Consider the following 23,189-nt stretch of genomic DNA (forward strand, 5'->3'; position numbering starts at 1 on the left):
CACCAGTGACCATCGCGCCGGTGGAGCGCCTACGATGGTTCGAGACTGTCTAGGGGAGCGTTGATCCGTGTCGATTCTGGAAAAGGTCCTTAACGCGGGCGAGGGCCGCATGGTGCGCCGGCTCAAGGCCATCGCCGCCGCCGTCAGCTCGATCGAGGACGACTACGTCAACCTCACCGACGAGGAACTGGGCGGCATGACCGAACAGTTCCGGGAGCGGCTCGACGAGGGTGAGACCCTCGACGACCTGCTGCCGGAGGCGTTCGCGGTGGCCCGCGAGGCGGCCGCCCGGGTGCTGGGCCAGCGCCCGTACGACGTCCAGGTGATGGGCGGCGCGGCGCTGCACTTCGGCAACATCGCCGAGATGAAGACCGGTGAGGGCAAGACGCTGACCTCGGTCATGGCCGTCTACCTCAACGCGCTCTCCGGCAAGGGCGTCCACGTGATCACGGTCAACGACTACCTCGCCCAGCGCGACGCGGCCTGGATGGGCCGGGTGCACGAGTTCCTCGGGCTGACCGTCGGCGTGGTGCTGCCCAACCGGCCGGCCAGCGAGCACAAGGCCGCCTACGAGTGCGACATCACCTACGGCACCAACAACGAGTTCGGCTTCGACTACCTGCGCGACAACATGGCCTGGTCGAAGGACGAACTGGTCCAGCGGGGTCACAACTTCGCGGTGGTCGACGAGGTCGACTCGATCCTGATCGACGAGGCGCGTACCCCGCTGATCATCTCCGGCCCGGCCGAGCACTCGGCCCGCTGGTACGGCGAGTTCGCCGGCGTGGTGGCCCGCCTCCAGGCCGGCACCGACGGCGAGGGCGACTACGAGGTCGACCACTCCAAGCGCACCATCGCGGTCACCGAGCGCGGCGTCGCCAAGGTCGAGGACCGGCTCGGCATCGACAACCTGTACGAGTCGGTGAACACTCCGCTGGTCGGCTACCTGAACAACGCCATCAAGGCCAAGGAGCTGTACAAGCGCGACAAGGACTACATCGTCAGCGACGGTGAGGTCCTGATCGTCGACGAGTTCACCGGTCGCATCCTGCACGGCCGTCGCTACAACGAGGGCATGCACCAGGCGATCGAGGCCAAGGAGGGGGTGGAGATCAAGCAGGAGAACCAGACCCTGGCCACCATCACCCTCCAGAACTACTTCCGCCTCTACGAGAAGCTGTCCGGGATGACCGGTACGGCGCAGACCGAGGCGAGCGAGTTCAACAAGGTCTACAAGGTCGGCGTCGTGACCATCCCGACCCACCGCCCGATGGTTCGCGAGGACCGGCCCGACGTCATCTACAAGACGGAGAAGGCCAAGTTCAACGCCGTCATCGAGGACATCGCCGAGCGGCACCAGATGGGCCAGCCGGTGCTCGTCGGCACCGTCTCGGTGGAAAACTCCGAGATCCTCTCCCAGCTGCTGCGCCGCCGTGGCATCCCGCACAACGTGCTGAACGCCAAGTTCCACGCGCGGGAGGCCGAGATCGTCGCCCAGGCGGGGCGCAAGGGCGCGGTCACCGTGGCGACCAACATGGCCGGCCGCGGCACCGACATCCTGCTCGGCGGCAACGCCGAGTTCCTCGCCGCGAACGAGCTGCGCCAGCGTGGCCTCGACCCGCTGGAGAACGAGGAAGAGTACGCCAAGGCGATGGAGGAGGTCCTGCCCACGTGGAAGCAGGCCTGCGACGCCGAGGCGGACGAGGTCGCGGCCGCCGGGGGCCTGTACGTGCTGGGCACCGAGCGGCACGAGTCCCGGCGGATCGACAACCAGCTGCGCGGTCGCGCCGGCCGGCAGGGTGACCCGGGCGAGTCCCGCTTCTACCTGTCACTCCAGGACGAGCTGATGCGGCGCTTCCGGGCCGGCGCGGTCGAGGCGGTGATGGAGCGCTTCAACATCCCGGAGGACGTGCCCATCGAGTCGAAGATGGTCACCCGGCAGATCAAGAGCGCCCAGGCCCAGATCGAGGGCCAGAATGCCGAGATCCGCAAGAACGTGCTGAAGTACGACGAGGTGCTCAACAAGCAGCGCCAGGTCGTCTACGCCGAGCGGCTCCGGGTGCTCAACGGTGAAGACCTCTCCGAGCAGGTCCGCAACATGATCGACGAGACCGTCGAGGCGTACGTGCGCGGCGCCACCTCCGAGGGCTACGGCGAGGACTGGGACCTGGAGCAGCTCTGGTCCAGCCTCAAGCAGCTCTACCCGGTCGGTGTGACGATCGACGAGCTGGAGGAGGAGGCCGGCGGTTCCCGTGCCGGCATGGACGCCGACTTCCTGGTGGCCCGGCTCAAGGAGGACGCGCACGCCGCGTACGACCGGCGCGAGGAGCAGCTCGGCGCCGAGGGGGTGCGCCAGCTGGAGCGGATGGTGCTGCTCCAGGTGATCGACCGCAAGTGGCGCGAGCACCTCTACGAGATGGACTACCTCCAGGAGGGCATCAACCTCCGGGCGTACGCCCAGCGCGACCCGGTGGTGGAATACCAGCGCGAGGGCTTCGACATGTTCGCCACCATGATGGACGGCATCAAGGAGGAGACGGTCGGCTTCCTCTACAACGTGGACGTCCAGGTGACCGAGCCGGAGCCGGCCGCGGAGTCGGACGAGGTCACCCTGCTCGACAAGCCGGTGGAGATCCGGGCGAAGGGGCTCAACCGCGCGCCGCAGCGACAGGGCCTGCAATACTCCGCCCCCACCATCGACGGCGAGGCCAGCCCCGGTGCGGTGGCCGTCGAGCAGGCCGAGCAGCAGGCTCCGGCGCTCGGTGTGGGCCGACCGGCCCCGGGTGCCCCGGCGGCGCCGGGGCGGACGGCTCCGTCGGCTCCGCAGCGGCCGGCCTCCGGGCTGCGTGGCCCGGCGGTCCCGTCGGCCGCCGCGCGACGGCCCGCGCCGAACCAGGCGGAGGCCAGCAACGGCCCGTCCCGCAATGCCCCGTGCCCGTGTGGCTCGGGTCGCAAGTACAAGCGCTGCCACGGCGCCCCCAACGGCGGCTGACCGACAGCACCGAAACGGGCCCCGGCCGATTGGCCGGGGCCCGTTCGTGTCCCCGGACCCGCGTGCGGCTCGTTGACCCGTCCGCCGCGCCGCCGGCTCGGCTCCCGGGCTACCTGTTCCTGGTGAGGGCTATACCTGTGAGTCATAAATATGACCCACAGGTATAGCTCTCCTTCGGCACATGCCTGCCGGGCGGTGGCCACGAAGAAGCCGGGACGTGCCCGCCGGGCGGTGGCCACGAACAAGTCGGGGACGTGCCCGCCGGAGCGGTGGCCACGAAGAAGCCGGGACGTGCCCGCCGGAGCGGTGGCCACGAAGAAGCCGGGACATGCCCGCCCCGGCGGCGGCCACGAAAAGGTCGGGTGTCAGCGGTCCTCCGACGGCCCGATCTTCGGTGAGCCGGGGCGATCGTCTGGTCTGGAGCCGGGTCAGAGGACCTGGAGGGCGGTGCAGAGCCAGCGGCCACGGCGGTGTTCCAGGCGCAGCGCCATCGCCCAACTGCTGCCGCCCGCGCCGGTGAGCACCGCGGCGGCCTCCACCGCCGCCTCCCGGGGCTCACAGGCTCGCAGCCGGCGCAGCCGGACCACCGGCCGCTCGGCACGGCGGCGGGACATCCCGGCTCGCCCCGGCTGCCCGGTCCGCGCGGAGGCAGCGCCCGGGCCGGAGGCAGCGCCCGGGCCGGACGCGGTGGCCCGACCGGGCGCGGTGGCTGGGTTGGACGCCCGGGCTCGCCTCGCGGCGCGGGCCAACTCGGCGAGCAGGTCGCCGGCCCGGGCCGGGTCGAGCAGGGGCCGCAACTGCGCTGGCGAGCGGTAGCCGTTGACCACCTCGAGGCAGGTGTCGACGAAGCGGTGCGCGACCCGGATCGACTCGGGGGTGGTGGCCGGCGGCGAGGGCGGACCCGGGTGGATGCCGGGCCGCGCCGGCACCCGGCGGAGGGTGGCGCGGCGGTCCGGCGGGCGGATCGGGTCCGGCCTCGTCGAGGCGAACAGGTCGAGGGCGAGCTGGCCGTGGGTCGGCGCCGGCCAGTACGCCCCGTCGGCCTCGTCGGCGTACGGCGGGTCGATGGGCGGGACCGGGCGCAACCGCACGGGTGGCCGGGACGGACCGGGTCGCCGCTCGCTCATCGCTGCCCCTCGATCTTGCGTTTGCCTTCGTTTGCCTCCGACAGACTTGATTCTGTGCGATGAAGCGGCCCGGGTCAATGGCTCAACGGATGCTCTCGACTACTCCGGGTCGCGGTCGACGAGCGGGTTGCCCCGTACCCAGTCGGCGGTCTCGGCGTACTTGTGCTGGATGTACTCCTCCAGCCGGGCGCGCTCGACCCGCCACTGGCCGCGGCCACCGATCTTGATCGCCGGCAGTTCCCCGCTGCGCACCATGTGGTAGACCTGCGAGTCCGACACGTTCAGCTCGGCGGCGACGTCGGAGAGCAGCAGGAACCTCGGCTCCACAGGAACTCCCGGGGTTGATGGCGTTTGCCTCAGTTTGCCATCGACAGCTCGAATGGCCCAGCACCTCCACTGCCCGGCCGCGAACCAGCCCCGGCGGGACACACCGGCGGGGAACTTCCACCGGCCGGAGGCGAGGTGTATGACGGTCACGGCGTGCGGCATGATCTGCGCCCGTGCCGGCGGCCGCCGGTGGTGGACTGAGCGGGGAGACGACCGGTGACCGACGAGCTTGTCCGGGCGTACGTGCCGGCGACCGTACCCATGCTGGCCCGCCTGCGTGAGCAGGGGCTGGCCGCCGAGCAGGCGCACGCGGTGACCCCGGCGCTGCGCGAGTGGTACGCCGAGGGCGACGAGGAGGAGTTGGAGTACGTCGCGTTCATCCGGGCCGCCCAGGACGCGCTGCACCTGCTCCGGGCCGACCCGGCCGCGCCCCGCCGCCGGGTCGTCGTCTCGGCCGACCTGCCGCGTGCCGCGCTCGGACGGGGCGATGGTGAGCTGGGCTCCAGCACGGTGACGTTGGCCGAAGCGGTGCCGGTGGGTGCCGTCGCGGCGATCCACGTGGACGGCACTGACGCGGTCGAGCAGGTCGCCGCGGCGGCCGACGTGGTGGCCGAGGCCGCCGCCGGTGACCCGGATGCCCAGTTCACCGTCGACGGCGCCGAGGACCACGAGCTGGAGTGGTACGACGTGAGCGAGCTGGACCTGCTGCTGCGCGCCGCCGGCTGAACGGGACGCCGAGCGGGTCAGCGGGCCCGGTCCGCCTCGGCCCGGTCCGCGTCGGCGGCGTCCGCGTCGGTCGGGTCCGGCTGGTCCGCGTTCAGGGCGGGGGAGTCGTCGGCCGGGACGGGTTCGTCGTCGTCGGAATGGGCCGGACCGAGCGTGCGGCCGAACGCGATGAGGGCGGTCAGCGCCCCCACGAAGAGCACCCAGATGCCGTTGTCCACCCGCGAGGTGCCCAGCGAGGTCTGCGCCACCGCGTCCGCCTCGCTCAGCGCGCCGGCCAGGTCGAGCAGCGAGCGGCCGCCGATCCGGATGATCACCTCGGCGAGCAGCAGGAGCAGCCCCGGCCCGGCCCCCGCGAGCAGGTAGGCCGGCCAGCGCAGGGCCGGCGTGTGGGGATCGCGCCGGACGGCCCGGCGCCGTGCCCAGGTCAGGTAGCCGAAGGCGAGCAGCCCGGCCAGCAGGCCGGCGACGAGCGACTCGGTCCGCGACACCCACTTCGCCGCGTTGACCAGCGACTCCTGGCTGTCGCCCGCGCCGAAGAGATCGAAGAGCGGGTCCCGGGCGCGGCTGAACGCGACCACGAAGACCAGCGTGCCCAGCGCGGCGGCCGTCACCGCGCCGACCGCCGGCGCCGTCCGCGCGCCGGCGACCGCGCCACCGATGATCGCCGCGGCGGCGGTGGTGCCGGCGATCACGTTGGTGGTCGAGGTGTCGAAGTAGGTGAGGTTGACCGCGAGCGCGGCCGCCAGGCCGACCAGCATCCCCGCCCCGATCGCCCCGACGAAGCGCAGGGTGGCCCAGTCGCCGTACCGGCGGGACAGCAGGTTGCCGCAGGCCAGGGCCACGGCGGCCCCGGCCACCAGCGCGGCTGAGATCACGCCGGGCAGGGCGAACGCGGAGAGGCTGATCGCGGTGACCCCGGCCGCCGACGAGGCGATCGCCTCCCGGGTCGACCAGAGCATGGCGGCCAGCCAACCGAGCGCCAGCAGCGCGAGCACGCCCGCGCCGGGCGCGGGCGCCGGCACGGGCCGGCCGCCGGGGGTGGCCGGGTCGACCGCCGGCTCGTCCGACTCCGCGGCTGGGACGCGGCCGGGCTGCTTGGTCATCGTCTCCCCTTCGAGGCGGCAGGTCACCGACCATTCAGGGTACGCGGCTCCGGTGGACCTTCCGCCGTCACGGGACCGCCGTGACCGGTACCGCCCGGAGCGGCTCACGCTGTACGGGTGCCCGCTGCCCGGGCCGGTGTACCCGCCTGCGCCTTCCGGTAAGGGGAGGAGGGGTGGGGCGGTCCTTGGTGGGAGGCGGTGGTGGAGGTGAGGCGAGCACCCCCGCATGGAAGAATCGTGGGAGGTCCCGCCGCTGCTCGGCAATCCCGCGCGGCGTCCGGTGACCGGCCGTCCGGTCGGTGCCCGCGGGTCCGGTTTCGCCACCGCAGTCGAGATCGCCAGGAGCGTTGATGGATGCCGTGTTCTCCGTACCCGAGCCGCGCAACGAGCCGGTTCGCAACTACGAGCCGGGCAGCCCCGACCGGGACCGGCTCCAGCGGCGGCTGACCGAGCTCGCCGCCGAGCGCATCGACCTGCCGATGACCATCGGCGGCGAGCAGCGGATGGCCGCCGGTGACCCGATCAACGTGGTGCAGCCGCACCGGCACGCGCACGTGCTCGGTGTGACCGCGCACGCCACCCACGACGACGCCCGCGCCGCGATCAAGGCCGCCAAGGACGCCGCGCCGATGTGGCGGGCGCTGCCGTTCGAGGAGCGCGCCGCGATCTTCCTGCGCGCCGCCGAGCTGCTCGCCGGTCCCTGGCGGGACACGCTCAACGCCGCCACCATGCTCGGCCAGTCGAAGACCGCGATCCAGGCGGAGATCGACGCGGCCTGCGAGTTCATCGACTTCCTCCGGTTCAACGTGCATTTCGCCCGGCGCCTCCTGGAGGAGCAGCCCAGCTCGTCCGCCGGGGTCTGGAACCGCTTCGACCACCGCCCGCTGGAGGGCTTTGTCTACGCGGTCACCCCGTTCAACTTCACCGCCATCGCCGGCAACCTGCCCTCGGCGCCGGCGCTGCTCGGCAACACGGTGATCTGGAAGCCGGGCCCGACCCAGCAGTTCGCCGCGCACTTCACCATGCGGCTGTTCGAGGCCGCCGGCCTGCCGCCCGGCGTGATCAACATGGTCACCGGCCGGGGCGAGGAGGTCTCCGACGTCGTCCTCGCCGACCCGGACCTGGCCGGCATCCACTTCACCGGTTCGACCAAGGTCTTCCAGCAGCTGTGGCGGACCGTCGGCGACAACATCGCCCGCTACCGGGGCTACCCCCGACTGGTCGGCGAGACCGGCGGCAAGGACTTCGTGGTCGCGCACACCAGCGCCGACGTCGACGCCCTGCACACCGCGCTGATCCGCGGCGCCTACGAGTACCAGGGCCAGAAGTGCTCGGCGGCCTCGCGGGCGTACGTGCCGCGCTCGCTCTGGGAGGGTGGCCTGCGGGACCGGCTGGCCGCCACCACCGACTCGCTCACCTACGGCGACGTGGCCGACTTCAGCAACTTCGGCGGCGCGGTGATCGACGACAAGGCGTTCTCCCGGCACACCGCCGCGCTGGAGCTGATCGCCGGCGACGACACCTGCCGGGTGCTGGCCGGCGGCACCGCCGACGACTCGGTCGGGTACTTCGTCCGGCCGACGCTCTTCGAGTGCAGCGACGCCGCCCACGAGACCTTCACCACCGAGTACTTCGGGCCGATCCTGGGCGTGCACGTCTTCGACGACGCCCGCTTCGACGAGGTGGTCGCGCAGGCCGAGTCGATCGCCCCGTACGCGCTGACCGGGTCGGTGTTCGCCACCGACCGTCGGGTGATCGACGCGGTCGGCGAGCGGATGCGGTACGCGGCCGGCAACTTCTACATCAACGACAAGCCCACCGGCGCGGTGGTCGGGCAGCAGCCCTTCGGTGGCGCCCGGGCCAGCGGCACCAACGACAAGGCGGGCTCCTGGCTCAACCTCGTCCGCTGGGTGTCGCCGCGGACGATCAAGGAGACGTTCGTGCCGCCGACCGACCACACGTACCCCCACATGGGCTGACCGGCGACGACCGCCGGCGGCGCGCGTGGCGCTGCCGCCGGCGGTAGCCTGGCCGGGGTGACGCACCCCACCCCCGCGCCCGACCCCCGTTTCGGGGAGCAGGGCGGCCTGCTCACCTACAGCGACTACCTACGGTTGGCCGACCTGCTCGCCGCGCAGGTGCCGGAGTCCGACCCGGCCTCCCACGACGAACTTCTCTTCATCACCATCCACCAGGTGTACGAGCTGTGGTTCAAGCTGCTGCTCGCCGAGCTGTCCGACGCCCGGGACCGGATGCTGGCCGGCGAGACCTACCTGCCCCGGGTTCGGCTGGAACGCTGCCACGTGGTGGAGCGGGTGCTGGTCGGCCAGGTCGACGTGATCGACACGATGACGCCGCAGGACTTCCTGGCCTTCCGCACGAAGCTCGCCCCGGCCAGCGGGTTCCAGTCGGTGCAGTTCCGGGAGATCGAGTTTCTCTCCGGGCTCAAGGACCCGGACTTCCTGCACCGGTTCCGCCGGTTGCCGCCGACCGAACGGGACCGTCTGGAGCGGCGGCTGGCCGAGCCGAGCCTCTGGGACGGCTTCCTGGCCGTGCTCGCCCGGGCCGGGTTCCCGGTCGGCGACGCCGAGGCGCGCTTCGCGGCGTACGCCAGGATCGCCGCGGACCGGGAGCGGTTCGGGCCGCTCTGGGACCTCGCGGAGGCCCTGGTCGCCCACGACCAGGCATTTTCCCTGTGGCGGGCCCGGCACGTGCTGATGGCCGAGCGGCAGATCGGCACCAAGCCGGGCACCGGCGGATCGGCCGGTGGCGCCTACCTGCGCTCCCGGGTGGAGACGCGCTTCTATCCGGAATTGTGGGAGCTGCGCAGCCGGCTCTGAGCGGGTCGCCGCGACCGGTCCCGCGATCCATCGATAGTCCTCAACGGACAGTCTGCCGCCGACAGTGCACATAGGAAGTCCTGTCGGGTGGCAAACCGTCAAATCCTGGACGCCGCGAGCGCAAAGTGGCAGCGTAGTGGGCATGGCGGATTCCGGAGTCAACCCCACGGCGGCGGCCCTGCTCGGGCTGCTCCATGAGGGTCCCATGACAGGCGGCCAGTTGATGGCCGCCGCTGAGCGCCGGTTGGCGCCGTACTGGTCGATGACCCGCAGCCAGGTCTACCGCGAGTTGCCGGTGCTGGCCGAGCGGGGCTTTGTGCGGCTCGGCAAGCCGGGGCCGCGGATGAGCCAGCCGTACTCGCTCACCGCCAGTGGGAAACGGACATTTTCCCGCTGGCTGACGGAGAACCCGGGGCGCGACACCATCCGTAACCCGATAGCGCTCCGGATGGCCTTCGGCGAGTTGCACTCCGCCAGCCAGCTCAAGAGCCTGTACGCCTCCGCCAACGAATACCACACCGAGGCCCTGGCCCAGGTGCGGGAACAGGTCAAGAACGCCAAACGGGACGGGGAGACGTACGACGCCAGCGCGCTGGAGTTCGCCGTCGCCTACCACCGGGCGGCCCTGTCGTGGCTGAAGTCCGCCCCCGTCGGGTGATCGTCGGCGGGTTCGCGCATAGGGAACGAGCTGCTCCGCCCACGGCACAGTACCCTTGTCTGTCGTGACCGCTGCCGATTACGCCGAACAGCTCAAGGAACTCGACGCCACCCTGCGAAACATCGAGGCCGTCCTCAACCTTGACCGTCTGCACGAGGACAAGGCCCGGCTGGAGGAGGAGGCTTCCGCCCCCGACCTGTGGGACGACCAGGCCAAGGCTCAGCAGGTGACCTCGCAGCTGTCGTACGTCAACGGCGAGATCAGCAAGCTGGGCAGCCTGCGCGCTCAGCTCGACGACGCCCAGGTGCTGCTGGAGCTGGCCGAGGCCGAGTCCGACCCGGGCGTGCTGACCGAGGTCGAATCGGAGATCACCGGGCTGACCAAGGCCATCCAGGAGATGGAGGTCCGCACCCTGCTCTCCGGCGAGTACGACTCCCGGGAGGCGTTGATCGCCATCCGGGCCGGGGCGGGCGGCGTGGACGCGGCGGACTTCGCCGAGATGCTGCTGCGGATGTACCTGCGCTGGGCGGAGCGGCACGGATACCCGACGGAGGTCTACGAGACCTCGTACGCCGAGGAGGCGGGCCTGAAGTCGGCCACCTTCGCGGTGAAGGTGCCCTACGCGTACGGCACGCTCAGCGTCGAGTCGGGGACCCACCGGCTGGTCCGGATCAGCCCGTTCGACAACCAGGGCCGCCGGCAGACCAGCTTCGCGGGCGTGGAGGTCCTGCCGGTCACCGAGCAGACCGACCACATCGACATCCCGGAGAACGAGGTACGGGTCGACGTCTACCGTTCCTCCGGTCCGGGCGGGCAGAGCGTCAACACCACCGACTCGGCGGTCCGGCTCACCCACATTCCGACCGGCATCGTGGTGACCTGCCAGAACGAGAAGTCCCAGCTCCAGAACAAGGCCTCCGCCCTGCGGGTGCTCCAGGCTCGGCTGCTGGAGCGCAAGCGCCAGGAGGAGCAGGCCAAGCTGGAGGGGCTCAAGGAGAACGCCGCCGGCTCGTGGGGCGACCAGATGCGCTCCTACGTCCTGCACCCGTATCAGATGGTGAAGGATCTCCGAACCGAGCAGGAGACCGGCAATCCGAGCGCCGTCTTCGACGGCGAGTTGGACGGCTTCATCGAAGCCGGTATCCGCTGGCGCAAGCAGCGCCAGCTCGCTGGCGACGGTGCGTGATCACTCGCGGGCGGAGCGCGTCGTCGATCTCCCGGTTAGCCCCTAATTCGAGGACGCGCACCGTCTGTGCGGGGCGTGGGGCTTGGCTCTGTCGTCACACCGCGTAGACTCACCACCCGTGATTCAGCTTGAGCAAGTGACGAAGACGTACCCGAAGGCGTCCCGGCCTTCGCTCGACAACGTGTCCGTCTCGATCGAGAAGGGCGAGTTCGTCTTCTTCATCGGTCCATCCGGCTCCGGCAAGTCCACGATCATCAAAATGCTGCTGCACGAGGTCGCCCCCAACAAGGGGCGCGTCGTCGTCAACGGCAAGGACGTCACCTCGATGCGCTCCTGGAAGCGACCCCACTTCCGGCGCTCGATCGGCTGCGTCTTCCAGGACTTCCGGCTGCTGCCGAACCGCACCGCGTACGAGAACGTGGCGTTCGCCCTTGAGGTGATCGGCAAGACCAAGGCGGTTGCCCGTCGGGTCGTGCCGGAGGTGCTGGAGCTGGTCGGGCTCGGTGGCAAGGAGCACCGCTACCCGCACGAGCTCTCCGGTGGTGAGCAGCAGCGGGTCGCTGTGGCCCGGGCGTTCGTGAACCGTCCGCTGATCCTCCTGGCGGACGAGCCCACGGGAAACCTGGACCCGGACACCTCGATCGAGATCATGCGTCTGCTGGACCGGATCAACCGCACCGGCACGACCGTCGTGATGGTCACCCACGACTCCAACATCGTGAACCAGATGCGCCGCCGCGTCGTAGAGATTGAGAGCGGTCGCATCGTCCGTGACCAGGCCCGCGGCGTTTACGGGTGAGCCGGCGCTCCACCCCTGCGCAGCCTGACGACGAACACTTCATGCCGGAGACCCGGAGGAACCCCCGATGCGCGTGAAATACGTCCTGTCCGAGGTACTGGTCGGACTGTGGCGCAACGTGACCATGACCATCGCGATGATCATCACGATGGCGGTCTCGCTGACCATGCTCGGCGCCAGCGGTCTCATGTACCGCCAGGTCGACGACATGAAGGACCTCTACTACAAGAACATCCAAGTCTCGATCTTCCTCAAGACCGACGTGACCGACGAGCAGCGCGAGCAGATGGACGCGAAGCTCAAGTCCGACCCGCTGGTCAGCGAGGTCATCTACGTCGACAAGGCCGAGGCGTACAAGCGGTTCCAGGAGATGTTCCAGGACGCGCCGGATCTGATCAGCGCCGTCAAGGAGGACAGCCTTCCGCCGTCGTTCCGGATCAAGCTGAACAACCCGGAGCAGTACAAGAACATCTACGACCAGTACAAGGACACCGAGGGCGTCGACGAGATCATCGACCAGAGCCGACTACTGGACAAGGTCTTCAACATCCTCACCGCGATCCAGAACATCGCCCTGGCCGCCGCCATCGTGATGGCGGTCGCCGCCCTGCTGCTGGTCGCCAACACCATTCAGGTGGCCGCGTACAGCAAGCGGCGTGAGGTGGCGGTCATGAAGCTCGTCGGCGCCTCCAACTGGTTCATCCAGGCGCCGTTCGTGCTGGAGGCCGTGGTGGCCGGCCTGATCGGCTCGTTGCTCGCACTGGTCGCCCTGATAGCGGCGAAGTATCTGCTCTTCGACGGGTCGCTCAAGGCCCTGGAGGGCCTGCTGTCGCCGGTCAGCTGGGGCGACCTCCTGTTCGTCTTCCCGCTGATGGCCGGCGTCGGTGGCCTCATCAGCGCCGCCACCGCCTGGACCACGCTCCGCTTCTACCTGCGGGTGTAGCGACCGTACGGGTCGTCCCGTCGTCTCCCGGGGACCCTCCCGCGCCGGAAATAAACGGCGCGGGAGGGTCCTTGTCATTCAGGTAGCATGATCGGTTGTCCGGCCGGGGTGACCCCGGTGGCGGATGATCAGGAGAGGGGGTGGCGCCGATGCCACGGGAAAAGGGGCGCAAGGTGGTCGCCTCCAACAAGAAGGCACGCCACGACTACTCGATCCTCGACACGTACGAGGCGGGCATGGCGTTGACCGGCACCGAGGTCAAGTCGCTACGGGCCGGGCGGGCGTCGCTGGTGGACGCGTTCGCCCAGGAGCGCGACGGCGAGTTGTACCTGCACGCGATGCACATCCCGGAGTACACGCAGGGCACCTGGACCAACCATGAGCCCCGGCGTACCCGCAAGCTGTTGCTCAACCGTGGAGAGATCGACAAGCTCGTCGGCAAGACCCGCGAGGGTGGTCTGACGATCGTCCCGCTCCAGGTCTACTTCTCCGACGGCTGGGCCAAGGTGGAGATCGCCCTGGCCAAGGGCAAGAAGGCGTACGACAAGCGCCAGGACCTCGCCAAGCGGGACGCGGACCGGGAGATCGCCCGGGTCAGCGGCCGGCGCGGCAAGGGAATGGACGACTAGTTCGTCCCGTTTGTCCGGGTCGGCGCGCCGGCCCGGGGCTCGGGATGAAACCCGTTGCGGCAGGCGTTAGGCTTGTCAGTGCCGCCAACATCGGCGGCCCGTCGAGGGGGTGACTGGTTTCGACTTCGTACGCAGCGACAGGGGAAGCGAGCCGAGGAAGCCGACGTCGTCTCGAGAATCGGTCGTCGGAAACTTATAAGCGCCAAGAACAATCGCGCTGACTTCGCTCTCGCCGCCTGAGGCGAGTAGCTAAGTCTGTCGGCCTGGGAACGCCTTCGTCCCAGTAGCCGGCATCAGCTAGAAGGCTGGCCAATCGGACCCGGTCGCGGGGTCCGTGCGGCGAGATTAATCAGCGACTGGGCCCGTCACACCAACTTGCTCGCGTGAGCGGTGGGGCCGAGTAGAGGCACAGCGAGCTGCGCTCGGAGAAGCCCTGACAAACCGGCGAAGGACCCGGGTTCGATTCCCGGCACCTCCACCACCTCGAAAGCGATGCGCCCCGGCCCACCGGCCGGGGCGCATCGTCGTATCCGGGGTCGCACGGCTGCCGTGCGGGCACCCCGACGGGTGCCGGGACGCGGCCGCGGCACGGTTCGCCTACGCTGCCGACTGTGCGGAGCGAGCAACTGCGTCTGTCGGTCGGCGCGTCACCCGGCCAGCGCACCGTCTCGGTGCTGGCCGGCGTGTTCGTCGTCGCGGTCAGCGCCGCGTTCGTGGTGCTGCCCCTGGTCGCGGACGGGCTGCTGCGCCAGCTGACCGGCCCGGGCGACGGGTTCGCCTCCTATGAGGAGGCCCGCGACCTGCCGCCCGGAATGCTGCCGCCCGCGCTGCGGGACTCCGGCGGCGGTGGCGGCTGGGACCAGGGCGGTTCCGGCCGGCTCCTCGGGCTCTGCGGGCTGCCGTTCGCCCTGCTCGGCGTCTACCTGGTGCTGCGGGTGCTGCGGACGGCCGCCTGGCTGGACGGCAGTCGGGTGCGGGTGTGCGGCGCGTTCGGCAGCCGCACCGTCGACCTCGCCACCGCCCGGATCGACGCTGGGACGACGGCGGCGTTCGGCGAGGCGGGGGACGACGACGACGACCCGTGGGCGCGGGGACGCCGGGCCTCGGCGATCGTCGCCACCGACCACGACAGTGGACGGCGGGTCACCGTTCCCCTGTTCGGGATGGGGCTGCCCAGCCTGCCCCCGTCCGAGCTGCGGGCGCTGGCCGACGCGATCACTACCGGTCGCCCCACCGACGGCCGTGACAGCGGCGCACATGCGGCCGCCCGCGCGCTGCGTCGCCTCGCGGAGCACCCACTGGACGGCTGATCGGCGTACCGGTGGGGCGGGCGGGACCTGTGCGGCAGGTGGGGCGAAAGAGGCGGCCAGGGGCCCTGGACAGGGGCGGACGGGCGGGTTCACCATCGCGGTATGCGGTAGCAGCGCAAGCGCGGGAGGTGCCCATGGTCACCGGTCCGGTTCAGCAGTCGTCAGTTGTCGCCCGGCCGTTCGCCGGGCCACCGCATCCGGCCAGCCTCCCCGATGAGCGTCAGTGCGCCGCGCCGCCCGGTGACCCGCACCCGGCGGGGCTCGCCGGTGACCTGCACGCGCTCGCCCGGGCGGTCGCCGCAGCGCCGACCGAGGCGCGCTGGCGCGAACGCGTGCTGCTGCGGCTACGCCCCGTCGGGCAGAGCTTCACCGAGCACGTCCAGGTCACCGAGGGTCCCGCCGGGCTCTATCGGGAACTGCTCACCCATGCGCCCCGGCTCTACCACGGGGTCCGGCTGCTGACCCGGGAGCACACCGCGATCGGCGGGGCGCTCCTGGCCGTGCAGCGGGTCGCCGAGCAGTCCGAGGCCAGCCCGGACGAGCTGCGCCACCGGGCCGCGTACCTGCTGCGGACGCTGGCGCGGCATCGGCGGCGCGGCGCGGATCTGCTCTGGCAGGCGTACCAGATGGATCTGGGCGGCGAGACCTGAGCGGGCCCGCCCCGGGCGGGAACCGGGGCGTCGGTGGACACGTCGAACCGGCATGCGTCGATCGCTTCTGGTCCTCGGTCTGCCCCTGCTGGTGCTCGCGGTCGGCTGCGCCCCGACGGGCAGCGACCTGGCCGACGGGCCCACCGCCCCGGCGCACCGGTGGGAGGCGTTCGAGCAGCGGGCCACCGAGGTCGCCGAGGCGTGGCGTCCCGGTCCCGAGTGGAGCACCGGGTACGTCCCGTTGCAGGGGCCGACCGTGCTGACCGGCGACCCGCGCTTCACCCCCGACACGGAGGCCGCCTTCCGGGCCGGCTGGTACCGGGAGCAGGTGCCCATCCCGCCCACCCGGGTCGGCGGGGAAATCCGCTTCCCGGACGGCCGGCTGAAGGTGCCGTTGGTCAGCGCGGCGGAGGCGTACCGGCAGCTCGACCAGGGTGACCCGCTGCCCTGCCCCGGGCGGCCGAAGCGGACCGGACTGCCGACCCCCGGCCCCAGCGTCGAACCCGGGCCGGACGGCTGGGTCAGCAGCGCACCGGAGACCGCCTGCCTTCCGCTGACCGTCACCGGCGTCACGCTCGGCACCGTGCCGGTACGCACCAGCCGAGGCGAGGCGCAGGTCCCGGCCTGGCTGTTCACCGTCGAGGAGCTGGCCACTGCGGTGGCCCGGCTCGCCGTCGCGCCGACGGCGATCGTTCCGGCTCCCGAGCGCACCGCGCCCGCGCGGCCGCTGCCGGACGGCCTGGTGTCCGCTCAGGACCTGACGGCCGTCGACGGCGCGCGGCTGACCGTCCGGCTCGGTGTGGGCGCCTGCGACACCGGGATCACTCCGCTCGTCCAGGAACGGCCGGACGTCGTGGTGGTCGGCGGCGGCGTCACCCGGTCCACCGGCGTCTGCCCCGACGTGCTCAAGCTGGAGCCGGTCACCCTCACCCTGGGCGCGCCGCTGGGCGCACGGCCGGTGCTGGACGTCTCCACCGGCGCCCCGCTGTCGGTCGCTCCGCGCTGACCGACCGGGGAGCGCCCGGTCAGAGGATGCTCGGCCCTTCAGAGGATGCTGGGCACGTCGGTGCTGATCGGCACCGGCAGCACGGTGGGTCGGCCGGCGCGCAGACCGGCGGCGAGCGCCGAGCCGAGCTGGTCGGGTGTCTCCACCACCTCGGTGGCGCAGCCGTAGCCGGCCGCGATCGCGGTGACATCCAGCCCCGGCAGGTCCAGTCCGGGCACCCCGGGCGTCTCCTTCAGTTCGGCGAACGCCTTGAGGATCGCGTACTGCTGGTTGACCGGAACGACCACCACCACCGGCAGGGACAGCCGGGCGGCGGTCCACAGCGCCTGCACCGAGTAGTGGAACGAGCCGTCGCCGACCACCGCCACCACCGGTCGGCCACGCCCGGTGTCCCGCTCGGCAAGCGCCACCCCGACGGCGGCCGGCAGGCCGTAGCCGAGACCGCCGCTGGCCATCGTGAAGTACGACGCCGGGCGGGAGATCCGCAGGCGGCGGCGCAGGGCGGACAGGTTGGACGGTGACTCCTGGACCAGCACCCCGTCCGCCGGCCAGTGCGCGGCCAGCGCGGCGAACAGGGCGTCGGCGCTCAGCGGCGCGGTGACCTCCGGCGGCGCCGGGGCGGGCCGGGGCGCCGGTGGCGGCCGGTCGGTCGGCGGCACCAGGTCGAGCAGCGCGGCCAGGGCCAGCCCGGGATCGCCGAGCAGGCTGTCCCCGACCGGGGCGCGGGCGGCCTCGTCCGGGTCGTCCGTGACGTGCAGCAGTCGGGTGCCGTCCGGCAGGTGGTCGCCCGGCACGTACGGGTAGTAGCGGAACACCGGAGCGCCGACCACCAGCACGGTGTCGTGTCCCCGCAGCGCCTCGGCCAGGGGCCCGATGGCGAACGGCAGCACGCCGCGGAACTGCGGGTGGTCCTCCGGGAACACGCCCCGTTCCGGCGCGGGGGACGACCAGACCGGCGCGGCCAGCCGCTCGGCCAGCGCCACCGCGGTCGACCAACTTCCGGACCGGTCCACTCCGGGCCCGAACACCAGGACGGGGTCGCGGCTGCCGGCCAGGGCTCGGGCGAACTCGTCCAGTCGCTGCGGGTCCGGTGCGAACCGGGTGGCCACCGTACGCGGCGCGGGCGGGGAGTCGGCCGGTTGGTCCCAGTCGTCCATCGGCAGGGAGAGGAACACCGGCCCGGCCGGCGGCTGCACCGCCGTCGCGTACGCGCGCAGCAGCGCCGCCGGGATGTCCGGCGCCCGGACCGGCTCGTAGCCCCACTTCACGTACGGCTGGGGGAGTTCGGCGGCCCGGCGGCTGGTGAGCCGGGGTTCGAGCAGCAGCATCTCGCGGGTCTGCTGGCCGGCGGTGACGATCAGCGGGGTCTTGTTGTGCCAGGCGGTGACCATGTTGCCCATGCCGTTGCCGGTGCCGGGGGCGGTGTGCAGGTTGACGTGGGCGGGTGCGCCGGTGGCCTGGGCGTAGCCGTCGGCCATCGCGACCGCCGTCGCCTCGTGCAGCGCGTGGACGTAGTGGAAGTCGGCCGGAAAGTCCCGTAGGAACGGCTCCTCGGTGGAGCCGGGGTTGCCGAAGATGGTGGTCATGCCGAGGGTGCGGAGCACGTCGTACGTCGCGTCCCGGACCGTTGCCATCGCCACCTGCCTCCGTGTCACGCGCAGGGACGACCGCGCCGCCCTCCCGATCAACCGAATCTATCGGGATGCGACGGACCTTTCGGGCGTTTCCCGGGCGTCGTGACCGGCCGCACCTCGGCGGGCAGCACCCGCGCCGGCTCAGGGCAGCGGGAAGGGCAGGGAGATGCCGTCCAACGCCCGGCCGCAGGCGCAGTCCTGCGCGGCGGGCAGCCCGGCCAGCGCGTCCAGCAGCACGCCCCGCAGCCGGTCGGTGTTCGCCGCGAAGACCCGGAACACCTCGTCCTGGGTCACCGACTCGCCGGCCCGCAAGCCGGCGTCCAGGTCGGTGATCAACGCGATCGACGAGTAGCAGAGGGCGAGTTCCCGGGCGAGCACCGCCTCCGGATGGCCGGTCATGTTGACCACCATGCCGCCGATCGAGGCGAACCAGCGCGACTCGGCCCGGGTGGAGAACCGGGGGCCCTCGACCACCACCACCGTCCCGCCGTCCACGGCGGTCACGTCCCGGCGGGCGGCGGCGGTGAGCAGCGCCCGCCGGCCGCGCGGGCAGTACGGGTCGGCGAACGGCACGTGCACCGCGCCCCGGTCGTAGTAGGTCTGCGCCCGGCCGCTGGTCCGGTCGATCAGCTGGTCCGGCACCACGAACGTGCCCGGGCCCAACTCCGGGCGGAGCCCACCGACCGCGCACGGGGCGAGCACCTGGCGTACGCCCAGGGAGCGCAGCGCCCAGAGGTTCGCCCGGTAGGGGATCAGGTGCGGCGGATAGCGGTGGTCCCGGCCGTGCCGGGGCAGGAACGCGACCCGCCGCCCGGCGACCTCGGCGATGGTCACCGCGTCCGACGGTGGCCCGTACGGGGTGTCCAGCTCTCGAGTCGTGCCGTCGAGGAGGGCGTACAGGCCCGATCCGCCGATCACCGCGAGGTCCGCCGTCGGTGCCAATGGACCCTCCGTCTCAACTGTCCGATCACCCGCCGGTCAGACCTTAGCCAGCACCCGGGACGCAGGCTATGGTGCCAGGCATGGCGTTGACAGCACGGATGGTCCCGCTGCACCGTGCGGATCCGATGGGTGACGGATCCCCGGCGCGGGTTCACGGTTGACGGGTGTGTGGGATGCAGGGAGAGGGCCAGGCGATCGGCGGACGGGCGATGGAGTCGATGACCGGGCGACTGCTGGTCGCGACTCCGGCCCTCAAGGACCCGAACTTCGACCGTACGGTGGTGCTGCTGGTCGCCCATGAGCCGGGCGGCGCGCTCGGCGTGGTGCTGAACCGGGCCACCGAGGTGCCGGTCGCCGACGTGCTCGGCGACTGGAACGACCTGGCCCGCCACCCGGCGGTGCTCTTCGAGGGCGGCCCGGTGCAGCCCGACTCGGCCATCTGCCTGGCGCGCATGCGCCACCCGCTGCGCCGGGTCAAGGGCTTCCACCAGGTCTCCGGGGCGGTCGGCACGATCGACCTCTCGGTCGACCCGGAGCGGCTGCGGGAGAGCATCGGCAGCATCCGGGTCTTCGCCGGCTACTCCGGCTGGGGGAGCGGCCAGCTGGAGCAGGAGATCGCCGACGGCTCCTGGTTCCTGCTCGACGCGCTGCCCGGTGACGCCTTCGTCGACCGGCCGGACGACCTGTGGCCGATGGTGCTGCGCCGGCAGGGCGGGATGATGGCCGCCGTCGCCCATTTCCCGCCGGACGTGGCGCTCAACTGACCCGGCTCGGCGGGGGACCCCGCGACATGACCATGCCGGCCGGTCTGTGTATAGTTTCCCAGTGCCCGGGCGACCGGGACGACAGCAAGGGGCCGTGGCGCAGCTGGTAGCGCACCACACTGGCAGTGTGGGGGTCAGGGGTTCGAGTCCCCTCGGCTCCACCCTTGTCGAGCAGGGCGTTCGTCAGACATGACGGACGCCCTGCTTCGTTTCGGACAACGGAACGTAGTTGGTGAACTGCCGACCGGCGTCAGAGGTCATCGCTCACGTTGTAGTTCGGCGAGGAGGGCGTCGACCCGGGCCTGGATGTCGTCGCGAACCTGGCGGACGACGTCGATGGGTTGTCCGGCGGGGTCGGTGAGCTTCCAGTCCTCGTAGCGTTTGCCGGGGAAGACGGGGCAGGTGTCGCCGCAGCCCATGGTGACGATGACGTCGCTGGCTTCGGCGGTGTCCCAGGTGAGTCGTACCGGGGTCTGGTCGGTGATGTCGATGCCGACCTCGCGCATGGCCTGGGCGGCGACCGGGTTGATCTGATCAGCGGGTTCGCTGCCGGCGGAGCGGACTTCGACGGTGTCGCCGGCCAGGTGGCGCAGCCAGCCGGCGGCCATCTGTGAGCGGCCCGCGTTGTGGACGCAGACGAACAGGACACTGGGCTTGTCGCTCATCGTGTTGTGGTCTCCTGGGTGCGGTGGGGTACGAGGACAGCGTCAGCGGCGCGTCCGGCGTCGGGGTACCAGGCGGCGAGCGCGGCGACGGCGACCAGGCCCCCGACGAGCTGGGCGGCCACGAAGCCGGGCACCGAGGTCGGGGCGATGCCGGCGAAGGTGTCGGTGAAGGCGCGGCCGACGGTGACGGCGGGGTTGGCGAACGAGGTGGACGAGGTGAACCAGTAGGCCGCGCCGATGTAGGCGCCCACCGCGGCAGGCGCGACGGCGGTCCGGCCGCTACGGGCGAGGGCGAAGACCAGCACGACCAGGCCGGCGGTGGCGACGATCTCGGCGAGCCACAGGTTCCCGCCCGTGCGGCCTGTCTGTGACCAGGCGACGGCGGGCAGGTCGAACATGAGATTAGCCAGCACGGACCCGGCGATTGCTCCAGTGACCTGTGCGGCGGTGTAGGCGGCGAGGTCGGAGCCGGTCAGGCCGGTGCCGGCGCGGCGGCCGAGCCACCAGTCGACAGCGGACACGACGGGGTTGAAGTGCGCGCCGGACACCGGCCCGAACGTCAGGATCAGCGCGCCCAGCGCGAACGCGGTGGCGATCGCGTTCTCCAGCAGTTGAAGCCCGACGTCGGTGGGGGAGAGCCGAGCCGCGGCGATCCCCGATCCGACCACGGCGGCGACCAGCAGCGCGGTGCCAGCGAACTCGGCCGAGGCGCGCCGGGCGAGAGTGCGGCTCACGCCGTGGTGGGGGCGGTCGTGGCGGGCAGGTCGAGTAGCGCGCCGAGCTGGCGGAACGCCTCGGGCTTGACCCTGTACCACACCCACGTGCCCCGACGCTCGGAGTCGACCAGGCCGGCTTCCCTCAGCACCTTGAGGTGGTGGGAGATGGTCGGCCCGGACAGGTCGAACGCCGGGGTCAGGTCGCACACGCACATCTCGGGCACCGAGGCGATCATCGACATCAACCGCAGCCGGACCGGGTCGCCGAGGGCCTTGAACATCGGTGCGACCACCGCCGCCTGCTCGGCCTCCATCGGGCGGACCGCCAAGGGGGCGCAGCAGGCCACCGCTTGAAGGTCCGCGACCGGCAGACTTTGTTTCGACATGCGTCTAGCTTGACAGATATCAAAACAGGGTGCAACGCTGGGGCTGCTTCGAAAACCATCTAGACAGCGGGTGCTTCCGTTGACCCGTCCCCTAGCAGGAGGTATCGACATGTCCCGTGTCCAGCTCGCTCTGCGCGTCTCCGACCTTGAAGGCTCCGTCGCCTTCTACTCGAAGCTGTTCGGCGTCGACCCGGCCAAGCGCCGCCCCGGGTACGCGAACTTCGCCGTCGAGAACCCGCCGCTGAAGCTCGTGCTCATCGAGGGTGAGGCCGACCAGCCCACCGTCATGGACCACCTGGGCGTGGAGGTGTTCAACACCGACGAGGTCACCGCCGCCACCAAGCGCCTCACCGACTCCGGCCTCATCACGCTGGAGGAGAACGACACCGAGTGCTGCTACGCCCTCCAGGACAAGGTCTGGGTACGCGGCCCCGGCAACGAGCCCTGGGAGGTCTACACCGTCAAGGCCGACGCCGACACCCTCGCCAAAGCGACCGAGGAGTGCCGCTGCGGCGAACCGGCCGACGCCGAGGCGGCGAAGGAGCCGGCAAGCAGCGGAGCCGGCTCGCGTTGCTGCTGACGGACCGGGCCGTACCCGGGCGGACGCGTTGCGCGGCGCCGGGCAGGGGTTGGCCGACCCCCGCCCGGCGCTCGCAGTGCGGGGGGCAGGGGGCCGAGGCCCCTAGCATGGCCTCATGACCGTAGATCTGTTCGCGGGCGTTCCCGTCCGCGACTACGCCACCGCGGCGGCCTGGTACGAGCAGCTCCTCGGAGCCCCGCCGTCGTTCCTGCCGAACGACATCGAGGCGGTGTGGGAGCTCGCCGAGCACCGGTACGTCTTCATCGAGGTGCGGCCCGAGCATGCCGGGCACGCCCTGCACACCGTCTTCGTCGACGACTTCGACGCCCGACTCGCCCAGATCGCCGAGCGTGGCCTGGAGCCGACCGAGCGCGAGACCTACGACAACGGCGTGCGTAAGGCGATCTTCCGCGATCCGGACGGCAACGAGATCGGCTTTGGCGGCGGGCCGGCCTGAGGCCGCGATTCCCGAGGGCCCCGACGTCGAACCTTTGCCGCCCCGCGCCCGTACCACTGGGCGGGAGGTCACACCATGACCGTGCGCCGAACGCTCGCCGCCGTGCTGGTCGCCATCGCGACCGTGCCGGTCAGCGCCGCGCCCGCCGCCGGCCACGGCGCCCCGACCAGCCCGATCAGCCGCGCCGCGGCCTGCGGACCCGAGGGCCGGTACGCGTCCACCAACGCCTGCCGGGCGGCGGTCGAGGCGGGCGCGGCGGTCCGCGAGTGGGACAACGTCCGGGTCGCCGCGATCAACGGCCGGGACCGGGAGAAGATCCCGGACGGTGAGCTGTGCAGCGGCGGGCTGTCCGCGTACCGGGGGCTGGATCTGCCCCGGACCGACTGGCCGAGCACCGAACTGACCGCCGGCGCCCGGTTCACCTTCCGATACCGGACCACCATCGAGCACCGGGGCACCTTCCGCCTCTACGTCACCCGGCCCGGCTACGACCCGCGGGCGCCGCTGACCTGGGCCGATCTGGAGTCGCGCCCGTTCCTCACGGTGACCGACCCGCCGGTGCGGGCCGGGGCGTACCAGCTGCCGGGCCGGTTGCCGGCGAGCCGGAACGGCCGGCACCTGATCTACACGATCTGGCAGAACTCCAACACCCCGGACACCTACTACTCCTGCTCCGACGTGGTGTTCCGCGCGGCGCGCGGAACACCACGTCGGAGCAGGAGTAGTAGGTGTCCGGGGTGTTGGAGTTC

24 protein-coding genes, 1 tRNA gene and 1 other RNA gene are annotated in these 23,189 nt (G+C 71.5%); 18 read left to right on the plus strand and 8 right to left on the minus strand.

Going from position 1 to position 23,189, the window contains the following annotated elements:
* The first annotated feature begins 67 nt into the window (after positions 1–67).
* Entirely contained in the window at positions 68–2,992 is a 2,925-nt protein-coding gene (gene secA, locus EAD98_RS10980) for a preprotein translocase subunit SecA (protein WP_121653950.1), read from the plus strand.
* A 428-nt stretch (positions 2,993–3,420) separates the two neighbouring features.
* Here the strand turns inward: secA and EAD98_RS10985 are convergent, their stop codons facing one another.
* Positions 3,421–4,119 carry an Rv3235 family protein gene (locus tag EAD98_RS10985; protein WP_121653951.1) on the minus strand — a complete coding sequence of 233 codons (699 nt, stop codon included), beginning with the start codon at positions 4,117–4,119 and terminating at the stop codon, positions 3,421–3,423.
* 99 nt (positions 4,120–4,218) lie between these two features.
* Positions 4,219–4,446: an AlpA family transcriptional regulator gene (locus tag EAD98_RS10990; RefSeq protein WP_121653952.1), complete on the minus strand. Its 228-nt coding sequence runs from the start codon at positions 4,444–4,446 to the stop codon at positions 4,219–4,221.
* Positions 4,447–4,662: 216 nt separating this feature from the next.
* On the opposite strand from EAD98_RS10990, the gene EAD98_RS10995 reads away from it, so the two are divergent.
* Positions 4,663–5,172, plus strand: a complete 510-nt coding sequence (locus tag EAD98_RS10995) for a hypothetical protein (RefSeq protein ID WP_121653953.1) — start codon at positions 4,663–4,665, stop codon at positions 5,170–5,172.
* Positions 5,173–5,189: 17 nt separating this feature from the next.
* On the opposite strand, the gene EAD98_RS11000 is transcribed toward EAD98_RS10995, so the two are convergent.
* Entirely contained in the window at positions 5,190–6,275 is a 1,086-nt protein-coding gene (locus EAD98_RS11000) for a hypothetical protein (RefSeq protein ID WP_121653954.1), read from the minus strand.
* 350 nt (positions 6,276–6,625) lie between these two features.
* On the opposite strand from EAD98_RS11000, the gene pruA reads away from it, so the two are divergent.
* The 11 genes from pruA (at position 6,626) to EAD98_RS11055 (ending at position 16,296) form a co-directional block, all read left to right on the plus strand.
* Complete coding sequence (gene pruA, locus EAD98_RS11005) at positions 6,626–8,254, plus strand: L-glutamate gamma-semialdehyde dehydrogenase (protein ID WP_121653955.1); 1,629 nt, start codon at positions 6,626–6,628, stop codon at positions 8,252–8,254.
* A gap of 57 nt (positions 8,255–8,311) precedes the next feature.
* Entirely contained in the window at positions 8,312–9,115 is an 804-nt protein-coding gene (locus EAD98_RS11010; protein WP_121653956.1) for a tryptophan 2,3-dioxygenase, read from the plus strand.
* 142 nt (positions 9,116–9,257) lie between these two features.
* Positions 9,258–9,773 (plus strand): PadR family transcriptional regulator, encoded by a 516-nt coding sequence (locus tag EAD98_RS11015; RefSeq protein ID WP_121653973.1) that lies wholly within the window; start codon positions 9,258–9,260, stop codon positions 9,771–9,773.
* A 64-nt stretch (positions 9,774–9,837) separates the two neighbouring features.
* On the plus strand, positions 9,838–10,959 hold the full coding sequence (prfB, locus tag EAD98_RS11020) for a peptide chain release factor 2 (protein WP_121653957.1): 1,122 nt from the start codon (positions 9,838–9,840) through the stop codon (positions 10,957–10,959).
* A 118-nt stretch (positions 10,960–11,077) separates the two neighbouring features.
* Entirely contained in the window at positions 11,078–11,758 is a 681-nt protein-coding gene (gene ftsE / locus EAD98_RS11025; RefSeq protein WP_030331491.1) for a cell division ATP-binding protein FtsE, read from the plus strand.
* 67 nt (positions 11,759–11,825) lie between these two features.
* Entirely contained in the window at positions 11,826–12,701 is an 876-nt protein-coding gene (gene ftsX / locus EAD98_RS11030) for a permease-like cell division protein FtsX (RefSeq protein ID WP_121653958.1), read from the plus strand.
* A 149-nt stretch (positions 12,702–12,850) separates the two neighbouring features.
* Complete coding sequence (smpB, locus tag EAD98_RS11035; protein ID WP_121653974.1) at positions 12,851–13,330, plus strand: SsrA-binding protein SmpB; 480 nt, start codon at positions 12,851–12,853, stop codon at positions 13,328–13,330.
* A gap of 105 nt (positions 13,331–13,435) precedes the next feature.
* Positions 13,436–13,811: a transfer-messenger RNA gene (ssrA, locus tag EAD98_RS11040) on the plus strand.
* Positions 13,812–13,941: 130 nt separating this feature from the next.
* Entirely contained in the window at positions 13,942–14,640 is a 699-nt protein-coding gene (locus EAD98_RS11045; protein ID WP_121653959.1) for a hypothetical protein, read from the plus strand.
* Between the two features lie 134 nt (positions 14,641–14,774).
* Complete coding sequence (locus tag EAD98_RS11050) at positions 14,775–15,290, plus strand: hypothetical protein (RefSeq protein ID WP_233578099.1); 516 nt, start codon at positions 14,775–14,777, stop codon at positions 15,288–15,290.
* 52 nt (positions 15,291–15,342) lie between these two features.
* Positions 15,343–16,296, plus strand: a complete 954-nt coding sequence (locus EAD98_RS11055) for a hypothetical protein (RefSeq protein WP_121653960.1) — start codon at positions 15,343–15,345, stop codon at positions 16,294–16,296.
* A 38-nt stretch (positions 16,297–16,334) separates the two neighbouring features.
* Here the strand turns inward: EAD98_RS11055 and mdlC are convergent, their stop codons facing one another.
* Positions 16,335–17,930, minus strand: a complete 1,596-nt coding sequence (mdlC, locus tag EAD98_RS11060) for a benzoylformate decarboxylase (RefSeq protein WP_199723368.1) — start codon at positions 17,928–17,930, stop codon at positions 16,335–16,337.
* Between the two features lie 141 nt (positions 17,931–18,071).
* The gene (locus tag EAD98_RS11065) at positions 18,072–18,872 is read right to left on the minus strand and encodes an S-methyl-5'-thioadenosine phosphorylase (protein ID WP_121653962.1); all 801 of its coding nucleotides are present in this window, start codon (positions 18,870–18,872) and stop codon (positions 18,072–18,074) included.
* Between the two features lie 173 nt (positions 18,873–19,045).
* On the opposite strand from EAD98_RS11065, the gene EAD98_RS11070 reads away from it, so the two are divergent.
* Entirely contained in the window at positions 19,046–19,636 is a 591-nt protein-coding gene (locus EAD98_RS11070) for a YqgE/AlgH family protein (protein WP_121653963.1), read from the plus strand.
* Positions 19,637–19,724: 88 nt separating this feature from the next.
* Positions 19,725–19,797, plus strand: a tRNA-Ala gene (locus EAD98_RS11075).
* A gap of 96 nt (positions 19,798–19,893) precedes the next feature.
* Here EAD98_RS11075 and EAD98_RS11080 read toward each other — a convergent pair.
* Genes EAD98_RS11080 through EAD98_RS11090 form a run of 3 tightly spaced genes read right to left on the minus strand, consistent with a single transcriptional unit; the run spans position 19,894 to position 21,403 of the window.
* Positions 19,894–20,301 (minus strand): arsenate reductase ArsC, encoded by a 408-nt coding sequence (locus tag EAD98_RS11080; protein ID WP_121653964.1) that lies wholly within the window; start codon positions 20,299–20,301, stop codon positions 19,894–19,896.
* Positions 20,298–21,035, minus strand: a complete 738-nt coding sequence (locus EAD98_RS11085) for an MIP/aquaporin family protein (RefSeq protein WP_121653965.1) — start codon at positions 21,033–21,035, stop codon at positions 20,298–20,300. Before EAD98_RS11085 ends, EAD98_RS11080 begins: the two co-directional genes overlap by 4 nt.
* Complete coding sequence (locus tag EAD98_RS11090; protein ID WP_121653966.1) at positions 21,032–21,403, minus strand: metalloregulator ArsR/SmtB family transcription factor; 372 nt, start codon at positions 21,401–21,403, stop codon at positions 21,032–21,034. The genes EAD98_RS11085 and EAD98_RS11090 overlap by 4 nt, the downstream gene beginning before the upstream one ends.
* Positions 21,404–21,512: 109 nt before the next feature.
* Between EAD98_RS11090 and EAD98_RS11095 the strand changes: the two genes are divergently transcribed.
* The 3 genes from EAD98_RS11095 to EAD98_RS11105 form a co-directional block, all read left to right on the plus strand.
* Positions 21,513–21,983 (plus strand): ArsI/CadI family heavy metal resistance metalloenzyme, encoded by a 471-nt coding sequence (locus tag EAD98_RS11095; RefSeq protein WP_121653967.1) that lies wholly within the window; start codon positions 21,513–21,515, stop codon positions 21,981–21,983.
* Positions 21,984–22,098: 115 nt separating this feature from the next.
* The gene (locus tag EAD98_RS11100) at positions 22,099–22,440 is read left to right on the plus strand and encodes a VOC family protein (RefSeq protein WP_121653968.1); all 342 of its coding nucleotides are present in this window, start codon (positions 22,099–22,101) and stop codon (positions 22,438–22,440) included.
* Positions 22,441–22,515: 75 nt separating this feature from the next.
* Positions 22,516–23,189: lytic polysaccharide monooxygenase (locus EAD98_RS11105; RefSeq protein WP_121653969.1), on the plus strand; the 674-nt coding region annotated here is incomplete at its 3' end.

The sequence above is a fragment of the Micromonospora sp. CV4 genome, assembly GCF_003667455.1.
Taxonomy (GTDB): domain Bacteria; phylum Actinomycetota; class Actinomycetes; order Mycobacteriales; family Micromonosporaceae; genus Micromonospora.